The sequence below is a fragment of the Rossellomorea sp. GCM10028870 genome, from assembly GCF_042666755.1.
Lineage (GTDB): Bacteria > Bacillota > Bacilli > Bacillales > Bacillaceae_B > Rossellomorea.
The window spans coordinates 22,745-34,772 of sequence record NZ_JBHTGN010000008.1 but is presented as its reverse complement, the minus strand read 5'-3'; the positions used below and the strand labels follow the sequence as shown (position 1 = coordinate 34,772).

At 41.8% G+C, this 12,028-nt stretch carries 11 protein-coding genes; all 11 read left to right on the top strand.

The genetic code is table 11. From position 1 onward, the window contains the following. The first annotated feature begins 21 nt into the window (after positions 1-21). Entirely contained in the window at positions 22-3,621 is a 3,600-nt protein-coding gene (gene rpoC, locus ACFQWC_RS22430; protein WP_219166393.1) for a DNA-directed RNA polymerase subunit beta', read from the top strand. A gap of 160 nt (positions 3,622-3,781) precedes the next feature. Then, a complete protein-coding gene (locus ACFQWC_RS22425) occupies positions 3,782-4,030 on the top strand; it encodes a 50S ribosomal protein L7ae-like protein (protein WP_148971237.1) in 249 nt (82 codons plus the stop codon). A 99-nt stretch (positions 4,031-4,129) separates the two neighbouring features. Continuing rightward, the gene (gene rpsL, locus ACFQWC_RS22420) at positions 4,130-4,552 is read left to right on the top strand and encodes a 30S ribosomal protein S12 (RefSeq protein ID WP_032085266.1); all 423 of its coding nucleotides are present in this window, start codon (positions 4,130-4,132) and stop codon (positions 4,550-4,552) included. A gap of 44 nt (positions 4,553-4,596) precedes the next feature. Then, positions 4,597-5,067 carry a 30S ribosomal protein S7 gene (gene rpsG, locus ACFQWC_RS22415; RefSeq protein WP_034765993.1) on the top strand — a complete coding sequence of 157 codons (471 nt, stop codon included), beginning with the start codon at positions 4,597-4,599 and terminating at the stop codon, positions 5,065-5,067. Between the two features lie 51 nt (positions 5,068-5,118). Next, positions 5,119-7,197 (top strand): elongation factor G, encoded by a 2,079-nt coding sequence (fusA, locus tag ACFQWC_RS22410; RefSeq protein WP_299746152.1) that lies wholly within the window; start codon positions 5,119-5,121, stop codon positions 7,195-7,197. A gap of 130 nt (positions 7,198-7,327) precedes the next feature. Further along, complete coding sequence (tuf, locus tag ACFQWC_RS22405) at positions 7,328-8,518, top strand: elongation factor Tu (protein WP_299746155.1); 1,191 nt, start codon at positions 7,328-7,330, stop codon at positions 8,516-8,518. Positions 8,519-9,250: 732 nt separating this feature from the next. Beyond that, positions 9,251-9,559, top strand: coding sequence for a 30S ribosomal protein S10 (rpsJ, locus tag ACFQWC_RS22400; RefSeq protein ID WP_007085291.1), 309 nt, complete (start codon positions 9,251-9,253; stop codon positions 9,557-9,559). A 35-nt stretch (positions 9,560-9,594) separates the two neighbouring features. After that, positions 9,595-10,224 carry a 50S ribosomal protein L3 gene (gene rplC, locus ACFQWC_RS22395; RefSeq protein WP_044340523.1) on the top strand — a complete coding sequence of 210 codons (630 nt, stop codon included), beginning with the start codon at positions 9,595-9,597 and terminating at the stop codon, positions 10,222-10,224. 30 nt (positions 10,225-10,254) lie between these two features. Beyond that, entirely contained in the window at positions 10,255-10,878 is a 624-nt protein-coding gene (gene rplD, locus ACFQWC_RS22390) for a 50S ribosomal protein L4 (protein WP_299746166.1), read from the top strand. Beyond that, positions 10,878-11,162 (top strand): 50S ribosomal protein L23, encoded by a 285-nt coding sequence (rplW, locus tag ACFQWC_RS22385; protein WP_098353388.1) that lies wholly within the window; start codon positions 10,878-10,880, stop codon positions 11,160-11,162. The genes rplD and rplW overlap by 1 nt, the downstream gene beginning before the upstream one ends. Positions 11,163-11,193: 31 nt before the next feature. After that, entirely contained in the window at positions 11,194-12,024 is an 831-nt protein-coding gene (gene rplB / locus ACFQWC_RS22380) for a 50S ribosomal protein L2 (RefSeq protein ID WP_044340525.1), read from the top strand. Positions 12,025-12,028: the final 4 nt, after the last annotated feature.

Sequence of the window (12,028 nt, the reverse complement as noted above, 5' to 3'; positions counted from 1 at the left end):
ATTAAAAGGGAGGTAGGCCCCTTGCTAGATGTAAATAATTTTGAGTATATGAAAATTGGTTTAGCTTCCCCCGATAAGATCCGTTCGTGGTCTTTCGGGGAAGTCAAAAAGCCCGAAACGATTAACTATCGTACGTTAAAACCAGAAAAAGATGGTTTGTTCTGTGAACGTATCTTCGGTCCTACGAAGGACTGGGAATGTCACTGTGGTAAATACAAACGTGTACGCTATAAAGGCGTCGTTTGTGACCGCTGTGGTGTAGAAGTAACAAAGGCTAAAGTTCGCCGTGAACGTATGGGTCACATTGAACTGGCTGCTCCTGTATCTCATATTTGGTACTTCAAAGGAATCCCAAGCCGTATGGGACTTGTTTTAGACATGTCTCCCCGTGCTTTAGAAGAAGTGATCTACTTCGCTTCCTATGTTGTAACAGAACCAGGTGACACGGCTCTGGAAAGAAAGCAACTTCTTTCTGAGAAAGAGTACCGTGCCTACCGTGAGAAATACGGAGTCAAATTCCAAGCTGCAATGGGAGCTGAAGCGATTAAAAAGCTTCTTCAAGACATTGACCTGGATAAAGAAGCTGATTTCCTTAAAGAAGAACTGAAAACAGCTCAAGGTCAACGCCGTACCCGTGCAATTAAACGTTTAGAAGTAGTGGAATCTTTCAGAAACTCAGGTAATGATCCGGATTGGATGATTCTTGATGTATTACCTGTCATTCCTCCAGAGCTTCGCCCGATGGTTCAGCTTGACGGTGGACGCTTTGCGACTTCTGACTTAAATGATTTATATCGTCGTGTTATTAACCGTAATAACCGTTTGAAACGTTTATTGGACCTTGGTGCTCCAAGTATCATCGTTCAAAACGAGAAGCGTATGCTTCAAGAAGCGGTCGACGCTTTAATTGACAATGGTCGTCGCGGCCGTCCTGTTACAGGACCGGGTAACCGCCCATTAAAATCCCTTTCACATATGCTTAAAGGGAAGCAGGGGCGTTTCCGTCAAAACCTTCTCGGTAAACGTGTTGACTATTCCGGTCGTTCTGTAATCGTTGTTGGACCTAACCTTAAGATGTATCAATGTGGTCTTCCTAAAGAAATGGCACTTGAGTTATTCAAACCATTTGTAATGAAAGAGCTCGTTGAAAAAGGATTGGCTCACAACATTAAGAGTGCTAAGCGCAAGATTGAACGCGTTCAACCGGAAGTATGGGATGTATTAGAAGGGGTTATTAAAGAACATCCAGTTCTTTTAAACCGTGCACCTACTCTTCACAGACTTGGTATTCAAGCATTTGAACCAACTCTAGTCGAAGGTAGAGCGATCCGTCTTCACCCACTTGTATGTACGGCATACAACGCGGATTTTGATGGTGACCAAATGGCGGTTCACGTACCTCTATCTTCTGAAGCACAAGCTGAAGCTCGCATGCTGATGCTTGCTGCCCAAAACATCCTAAATCCGAAAGACGGTAAGCCAGTTGTTACTCCGTCCCAGGATATGGTATTAGGTAACTATTACCTGACACTTGAGCGTGAAAATGCTGTTGGTGAAGGTATGATCTTCAATGATGCAAATGAAGTTATCCTTGCATATCAAAATGGTTATGTACACTTGCATACCCGTATTGCGATCCATGCCAGCACCATCAACAACAAAACGTTCACCGATAAGCAAAATAAACAATTATTATTAACAACGGTAGGTAAAGTAATCTTTAACGAGATCTTACCTGATACATTCCCGTTCATTAACGAACCAACAAGAACGAACTTGGAAGTAGCTACTCCTGAGAACTACTTTGTTGATCCGTCAACGGACGTTAAAGAAGTATTCCAAAATCGTGAGTTAATCAACCCATTTAAAAAAGGTTTCTTAGGGAATATCATTGCAGAAGTATTCAAGAAGTTTGCTATCACTGAGACGTCTCGTATGCTTGATAAAATGAAAGACTTAGGATTCAAATACTCTACTAAAGCCGGTATTACGGTTGGTATCGCAGATATCGTCGTACTAGCGGAAAAAGAAGAAATCTTAATCGAAGCACAAAGTAAAGTAGACAACGTATTAAAACAATTTAAACGTGGTCTTATTACAGAAGATGAAAGATACGATCGTGTTATCTCAATCTGGAGTGCTGCGAAAGATACCATTCAAGGTAAATTAATGGCGACACTGGATAAACGCAACCCGATCTTCATGATGAGTGATTCAGGTGCCCGTGGTAACGCATCTAACTTTACTCAGCTTGCTGGTATGCGTGGACTGATGGCCAACCCGGCTGGTCGTATCATTGAGTTACCGATCAAATCAAGTTTCCGTGAAGGATTAACGGTCCTTGAGTACTTTATTTCTACACATGGTGCCCGTAAAGGTCTTGCCGATACAGCACTGAAAACAGCTGACTCAGGTTACCTGACACGTCGTCTTGTTGATGTGGCCCAGGATGTAATCGTTCGTGAAGAAGACTGTGGAACGGACAGAGGACTACTTGTAGGATCCATTAAAGAGGGTACAGAAATCATCGAGCCTCTTGAAGAACGTTTACTTGGTCGTTATTCACGTAAAACATTACGTCATCCTGAGACAGATGAAATCATCATCACAGAAAATCAGCTGATCACAGAAGACTTAGCTAAGACGATCATTGATGCTGGTGTCGAACATGTTTCGATCCGTTCTGCTTTCACATGTAACACTAGACATGGTGTTTGTGAGAAATGTTACGGTACGAACTTGGCAACAGGACAAAAAGTCGAAGTAGGGGAAGCTGTTGGGATCATCGCTGCTCAATCCATCGGGGAACCGGGTACACAGTTAACGATGCGTACCTTCCATACTGGTGGGGTTGCAGGAGACGATATCACTCAAGGTTTACCGCGTATCCAAGAGATCTTCGAAGCGCGTAATCCTAAAGGTCAAGCCGTTATTTCTGAAATCGATGGTGTCATTACTTCCATCAGTGAAGGAAAAGATCGTCAGTACGAAATTACCGTTCAAGGTGATGTGGAAACGAGAAGTTACACAGCTCCATACACAGCTCGCCTGAAATTCGCTGTGAACGATAAAGTAGCACGCGGTCAGGAGATCACAGAAGGTTCAATCGATCCAAAAGAACTTCTTAAAGTACGTGATGTGTCAGCCGTTCAGGAATACTTGCTGCGTGAGGTACAAAAAGTATACCGTATGCAAGGGGTTGAAATCGGCGACAAACACGTTGAGGTTATGGTTCGTCAAATGTTACGCAAGGTTCGTGTTATTGATGCAGGTGAATCTGAGGTACTACCAGGTACTCTTATGGACATCCATCAATTCAGGGATGCGAACGAAAAAGCTCTATTTGGCGGTAAGCTTCCGGCAACAGGACGCCCTGTATTGCTCGGGATCACCAAAGCTTCACTTGAAACAGATTCCTTCTTATCCGCAGCATCGTTCCAGGAAACAACTCGTGTGTTAACGGACGCTGCCATAAAAGGAAAACGTGATGAGTTACTTGGACTGAAAGAAAATGTTATCATCGGTAAATTGGTTCCTGCCGGTACGGGTATGCAACGTTACCGCAAGGCAGAGCCGGTATTGGCAGAAGATACTAGTGAAGAAACAGTAACAGTAGAGTAATCTATTTAGGCTAACTCTTAGGCGCGTTTGATTGCTCAATCATAAGCTCTAAGAGTTAGCTTTTATAAATCTTTTAAATCTATGTTGACATAGAGATTTTAAGATGATAATATATTCAAGGTTGCTCCTATTAATAACCTGTTACTTTGGAGGATATGAAATGTCTTATGAAAAAGTAGCGCAGGCTAAAGAAATTATTGTAGGAACAAAGCAAGCAGTGAAAGCTCTGAAAACAGGTCATGTACTAGAAGTTGTTATTGCGGAGGATGCTGATCCCAAAGTTACAGCAAAAGTAGTCCAGGCCGCTATTGATCTTAAAGTACCGGTTAACAAAGTGGATTCAATGAAGAAACTTGGTAAATCGTGCGGAATAGATGTTGGAGCAGCAGCTGTTGCGATTATACAGTAAAATAGTTTTTGTAGAAGCTATCTGCAAAAACTTTACTTTTACCCAAAAAAGAACCACCTGGATGTGTGGGCTTACCAAATAAGAAGGGAGGAAAACAAAATGCCAACTATTAACCAATTAGTTCGCAAGCCTCGTCAGTCTAAATCAACTAAATCAAAGTCACCTGCACTTAACAAAGGTTATAACAGCTTTAAGAAAGTGCACACGAACTTGTCATCTCCACAAAAACGTGGTGTATGTACTCGTGTTGGTACAATGACTCCAAAGAAACCGAACTCGGCGCTACGTAAATATGCTCGTGTTCGTTTAACGAATGGAATCGAGGTTACTGCTTACATTCCTGGTATCGGACATAACCTTCAAGAGCACAGTGTTGTTCTTATCCGTGGAGGACGTGTAAAGGATTTACCAGGGGTACGTTATCACATCGTACGTGGTGCGCTTGATACAGCTGGAGTTGAAGGCCGTATGCAAGGACGTTCTAAATACGGAACTAAGCGCCCTAAAGCAGCTAAAAAATAATTTAAAAATCATAAATTCATTTCTCGTTGAAAGGAGGAAATCACATGCCACGTAAAGGTCCTGTAGCAAAAAGAGACGTTTTACCTGATCCAATGTACAATTCAAAATTAGTTACTCGTTTAATCAACAAAATCATGATTGACGGTAAAAGAGGTAAAGCTCAAAAGAAACTATACGCTGCGTTTGATATCATTAGCGAGCGTTCAGGTAAAGATGCAATGGAAGTATTCGATGCAGCTCTAAAAAATATCATGCCGGTATTAGAAGTTAAAGCTCGTCGTGTTGGTGGTTCAAACTATCAAGTACCTGTAGAGGTACGTCCAGAGCGTCGTACTACATTAGGTCTTCGTTGGTTAGTAAACTACTCTCGTCTTCGCGGTGAGAAGACAATGGAAGAGCGTTTAGCTAACGAAATCCTTGATGCAGCTAATAACACTGGAGCTTCTGTTAAGAAGCGTGAAGATACACACAAGATGGCTGAAGCGAACAAAGCGTTTGCTCACTATCGTTGGTAATCTGATCTTAAACAAACAAATCATTCTCATATAAGGAAGGAGAAAGACCGCATGCCTAGAGAGTTCTCCTTAGAAAACACTCGTAATATCGGTATCATGGCTCACATCGATGCTGGTAAAACAACTGCAACTGAGCGTATCCTATTTTATACAGGTCGTATCCATAAAATTGGAGAAACTCACGAAGGTGCTTCTCAAATGGACTGGATGGAGCAAGAGCAAGAACGTGGTATCACTATCACTTCTGCTGCGACAACAGCTCAATGGAAAGGCCATCGTATTAACATCATCGATACACCGGGACACGTAGACTTCACTGTTGAAGTTGAGCGTTCATTACGTGTACTTGATGGTGCAGTAGCAGTACTTGATGCTCAATCTGGTGTTGAGCCTCAAACTGAAACAGTATGGCGCCAAGCAACAACTTACGGGGTTCCCCGTGTTGTGTTCGTTAACAAAATGGACAAAATCGGTGCTGACTTCCTTTATTCTGTTGGGACACTTCATGAACGTTTACAAGCGAATGCGCATCCTATTCAGCTTCCAATCGGTGCTGAGGATGACTTCGAAGGTATCATCGACTTAGTAGAAATGAAAGCTTACTTCTATGAAGATGACCTTGGAACGCGTGCAGAAGCTCGTGACATTCCTGAAGAGTACAAAGATCAAGCTGATGAATACCGCGGAAAGTTAATTGAAGCAGTATCTGAACTTGATGAAGAGCTTATGATGAAATACCTAGAAGGCGAAGAGCTTACAAATGATGAGCTTAAAGCGGCTATCCGTACAGCAACTCTAACTGTAGAGTTCTACCCGGTAGTTTGTGGATCTGCCTTCAAAAACAAAGGGGTTCAATTATTAATTGACTCAGTTATCGACTATCTTCCAGCGCCAACAGACGTTGAAGATATCAAAGGTTTTGTACCTGAAACAGAAGAAGAAGTAACTCGTCCATCTTCAGACGAAGCGCCATTCTCTGCTTTAGCGTTCAAAGTTGCAACTGACCCTTATGTTGGTAAGTTAACTTTCTTCCGTGTATACTCTGGTGTTCTTGAGTCAGGTTCATACGTAAGAAACTCTTCAAAAGGGAAACGTGAACGTGTGGGTCGTATCCTGCAAATGCACGCAAACTCCCGTGAAGAAATCTCTAAAGTATATGCTGGAGACATTGCAGCAGCAGTTGGTCTGAAAGATACATCTACTGGAGATACGCTATGTGATGAAAAGAGTCTAGTTATTCTTGAATCTATGGTATTCCCAGAGCCTGTTATCTCTCTATCTGTTGAGCCTAAATCAAAAGCCGACCAAGATAAAATGACTACTGCACTACAAAAACTTCAAGAGGAAGATCCAACATTCCGTGCGCATACTGACCAGGAAACAGGTCAAGTTATCATCGCGGGTATGGGTGAGCTTCACTTAGATATCATCGTTGACCGTATGAAACGTGAATTCAAAGTAGAAGCTAACGTAGGTGCTCCTCAAGTATCTTACCGTGAGACTTTCCGTGATACGGCTAAAGTTGAAGGTAAGTTCGCCCGTCAATCTGGTGGACGTGGACAATTCGGACACGTATGGATCGAATTCTCACCTAACGAAGAAGGTAAAGGATTCGAATTCGAGAACGGTATCGTCGGTGGTGTAGTTCCTCGTGAATACATCCCTGCAGTACAAGCCGGTCTATCTGACGCTTTAGAAAATGGTGTCTTAGCTGGTTTCCCACTAGTTGATGTTAAAGCAAGATTATTCGATGGTTCATACCATGATGTTGACTCCTCTGAAATGGCGTTTAAAATCGCTGCTTCTATGGCACTTAAGAATGCCGCTTCTAAATGTAAGCCGGTAATCTTAGAGCCAATGATGAAGGTTGAGGTTGTTATCCCTGAGGAATACCTTGGAGATATCATGGGTGATGTAACTTCTCGTCGTGGACGTGTAGAAGGTATGGAAGCACGCGGTAACGCTCAAGTCGTTAAAGCGTTCGTACCTCTATCAGAAATGTTTGGATATGCAACTTCCCTTCGTTCTAACACACAAGGACGTGGAACATACTCCATGCACTTCGATCACTATGAAGAAGTACCTAAATCGATTTCTGAAGAAATCATCAAAAAAAATAAAGGTGAATAATTGATTTATTCCCTTTAATAAAGTATAAATACTATTGTAAGCATTACTGGTTCAGGGGTGGACATAAACTGCCTCTGGATTAGCCTAACTAATATACTTATTTTCTTTAAAATTAAAGGAGGATTTTCAAATGGGTAAGGAAAAATTTGATCGTTCCAAGCAACATGCGAATATCGGTACAATCGGTCACGTTGACCATGGTAAAACAACTCTAACAGCTGCAATCACAACTACACTTCACAAGAAGTATGGTCGTGGAACTGCAATGGCATATGACCAAATTGACGGTGCTCCAGAAGAAAGAGAGCGTGGAATCACAATCTCTACAGCACACGTTGAGTATGAAACTGATACTCGTCACTATGCACACGTTGACTGCCCAGGACATGCTGACTATGTTAAAAACATGATCACTGGTGCTGCACAAATGGATGGTGGGATCCTAGTAGTATCTGCTGCTGACGGCCCAATGCCACAAACTCGTGAGCACATCCTTCTTTCTCGTCAAGTAGGTGTACCTTACCTAGTTGTATTCATGAACAAATGTGACATGGTAGACGACGAAGAGCTACTTGAATTAGTAGAAATGGAAGTACGTGACCTTCTTTCTGAGTACGATTTCCCTGGTGATGACGTACCAGTAATCAAAGGTTCTGCTCTTAAAGCTCTTGAGGGAGATCCTGAGTGGGAAGAGAAAATCTTCGAACTTATGGAAGCTGTAGATAGCTACATCCCAACTCCAGAGCGTGACACTGAAAAACCATTCATGATGCCTGTTGAGGACGTATTCTCAATCACAGGTCGTGGTACAGTTGCTACTGGTCGTGTTGAGCGTGGACAAGTTAAAGTTGGAGACACTATCGACATCATCGGTCTTTCTGAAGAACCAAAATCTACTACTGTAACAGGTGTAGAAATGTTCCGTAAGCTTCTTGACTATGCTGAAGCTGGAGACAACATCGGTGCACTACTTCGTGGTGTAGCTCGTGAAGATATCCAACGTGGACAAGTACTTGCTAAGCCAGGTACAATCACTCCACACACAAAGTTCAAAGCAGAAGTTTATGTTCTTTCTAAAGAAGAGGGTGGACGTCACACTCCATTCTTCACTAACTACCGCCCACAGTTCTACTTCCGTACAACTGACGTAACTGGTATCTGTAACCTTCCTGAAGGTGTAGAAATGGTTATGCCTGGCGATAACATCGAAATGACTGTTGAGCTTATCGCTCCAATCGCTATCGAAGAAGGTACTAAGTTCTCTATCCGTGAGGGTGGACGTACTGTAGGTGCTGGAGTAGTAGCTACAATCACTGAGTAATCATTGATATCAAAAACAGATGGACACCATGTCCATCTGTTTTTTTGTGTTTAAATTGCTATACCACTTGGACGTACTACCACGATTATGATAATGGTGTTGTCGAGTTTCTTCTATATAGTATAGTACTTGTATATTTATGTTGATCAACCTCCAGTATGAATTATAAAAAGTTGAAAAATGTCGATTATGACTCACCCTTCATATTAATTATATTTCTTCATGAATAAATAATTGAAACACTAAGTTGATTGGAGCGGAAGGATGTTCGACTCCTGCGGGAATAGCGGGACAGGTGAGACCCCGCAGGCGAAGCAGAGGAAGCTCACCGCCCGCCCCGCGGAAAGCGAACATCCTGGAGCGTAAATCAACAAGCACTCACTCTTTAGGAGGTAGTAGAAACAAGTTCTAATATAGAATGAATACTAGTTCCCTTTGAATTAATGTTTTCTTTAATTCACTATAACCGTTATATTAAATATTGTGAAAATACCACAAAACCTTGAAAACAACACGGTTCGTTTGTATAATAGAGAAAGTGTGCAAAACATAAAGAATTTGCAAGAAACAGTTGCATCTTCTAGGTGTTTTAGTTATAATAGACAATGTTGGTCTTTGACTGCGATGAAACAGAAGGTTGCTGACACACACGGCCGCTTTGCCATGGCGAGTGTGTGGGAAATTTCTGTGGAGAATGTCTATTCAAAAATAGGCGATAAAGGAGGGAAAATAATGGCAAAACAAAAGATTCGTATCCGTTTAAAGGCTTATGATCACAGAATTCTTGATCAATCAGCTGAGAAAATTGTTGAAACAGCAAAACGTTCTGGTGCGGCGGTTTCTGGACCGATCCCACTACCAACAGAAAAGTCTGTTTACACAATCTTACGTGCTGTGCACAAATACAAAGATTCTCGTGAGCAATTCGAAATGCGTACTCATAAACGCTTAATCGACATTGTAAACCCAACACCTCAAACAGTTGATGCGCTTATGCGTTTAGACTTACCATCAGGTGTAGATATCGAAATCAAACTTTAATTCATAAAAACCATAATTATTAGGAGGTGTGACTTATGACCAAAGGAATCTTAGGAAGAAAGATCGGTATGACTCAAGTTTTCGCTGAAAACGGTGATCTTATCCCTGTAACTGTTATCGAAGCTGCTCAAAACGTGGTACTTCAAAAGAAATCTATCGATGTTGATGGCTACGAAGCTATCCAAGTAGGTTTTGAAGACAAACGTGAAAAGCTTTCTAACAAACCAGAGAGAGGCCACGTTGCTAAAGCTGAAACTGCTCCTAAGCGCTTCATCCGTGAAATCCGCGGTGTAAACGTAGAAGAGTACGAAGTTGGTCAAGAAGTCAAAGTTGATATTTTCGCAGCAGGCGAAATCGTAGATGTAACAGGAGTATCAAAAGGTAAAGGATTCCAAGGTGCTATCAAGCGTCATAACCAATCTCGCGGACCTATGTCCCATGGTTCTCGTTACCACCGTCGTCCTGGTTCAATGGGTCCTGTTGATCCAAACCGTGTATTCAAGGGTAAATTACTACCTGGACGTATGGGCGGAGAGCAAATTACAATTCAGAACCTTGAAATTGTAAAAGTTGATGCTGAACGTAACCTTATCTTAGTTAAAGGTAATGTACCTGGACCTAAGAAACAACTAATCAAAGTAAAGTCAGCTATTAAAGCAAACTAATAGAACTTTTCAAGAAAGGAGGAAACAAGAATGCCGAAAGTAGCATTATTTAACCAAAGCGGTTCTAAAGTTGGTGATATCGAACTTAATGACACTGTTTTTGGTATTGAACCAAACAAACATGTAATGTTTGAAGCAGTATTGATGCAAAGAGCTTCTTTACGTCAAGGTAATCACAAAGTAAAAAATCGTTCTGAAGTACGTGGCGGTGGGCGTAAGCCTTGGCGTCAAAAAGGAACAGGTCGTGCTCGTCAAGGGTCAATCCGTTCTCCACAATGGCGCGGTGGTGGTACTGTATTTGGACCAGTTCCACGCAGCTACAGCTACAAACTTCCTAAGAAGGTTCGTCGCTTAGCGATTAAATCTGCTCTTTCTTCTAAAGTAGTAGAAGAAAACATTTTAGTATTAGAAGCATTATCATTCGATGCTCCTAAAACAAAAGAATTTGCTAACGTTCTTAAAGGTCTTTCAGTTAACTCTAAAACATTAGTAATCACTGATGGTCTTGACGAAAACGTAGCACTTTCAGCTCGTAACATCCCTGGTGTAACTGTTGTTCCTGCTGATGGAATTAGCGTTCTGGACGTATTAGGACATGACAAACTAGTGATGACTAAATCAGCTGTTGAAAAAGTAGAGGAGGTGCTTGCATAATGGATGTACGTGAAATCATTAAGCGCCCCGTAATTACTGAGGCTTCAACTGATCTTATGTCTGAGAAAAAATATACTTTCGAAGTTGATACTAGAGCGAACAAAACTCAAGTAAAAGACGCTGTTCAAGAAATCTTTGACGTGAAAGTAGAAAAAGTTAACATCATGAACTACAAAGGTAAGTTCAAACGCATGGGTAAACACGCTGGTTACACTAACAAGCGTCGTAAAGCAATCGTTAAACTTACTGCAGATAGTAAAGAAATCGAATTCTTTGAAGTATAAAATCTTTTAATTAAGAAGAGGAGGGAAAAACATGGCGATTAAAAAGTATAAACCTACCTCTAATGGTCGTCGCGGCATGACTAGTTCTGATTTCGCTGAAATCACTACGGATTCTCCGGAAAAGTCACTTTTAGCACCCCTACACAAAAAGGGTGGCCGTAACAACCAAGGTAAGTTAACAGTTCGTCATCAAGGTGGCGGTCACAAGCGCCAATACCGTATCATCGACTTCAAACGTGAAAAAGATGGTATACCTGGACGCGTTGCTACGATCGAATACGATCCAAACCGCTCAGCAAACATTGCACTAATTAACTACGCTGATGGGGAAAAACGTTACATTCTTGCACCGAAAACAATCGAAGTAGGTATGGAAGTAATGTCTGGACCTGAAGCAGATATTAAAGTGGGTAACGCATTACCACTTATCAACATCCCTGTTGGTACAATCGTACACAATATCGAACTTAAACCAGGTAAGGGTGGCCAGTTAGTACGTTCTGCTGGAACATCTGCTCAAGTACTTGGTAAAGAAGGTAAATATGTACTTGTACGTCTTAACTCTGGTGAAACTCGTATGATCCTTTCTGCTTGTCGTGCTACTGTAGGTCAAGTTGGAAATGAACAACACGAATTAATCAACATTGGTAAAGCCGGACGTTCTCGTTGGTTAGGTAAACGCCCAACAGTTCGTGGTTCTGTAATGAACCCTAACGATCACCCACACGGTGGTGGTGAAGGACGCGCTCCAATCGGACGTAAATCACCAATGTCTCCATGGGGTAAACCTACTCTTGGATACAAGACACGTAAGAAAAACAACAAATCTGATAAATTTATTGTGCGTCGTCGCAAAAAATAACGGG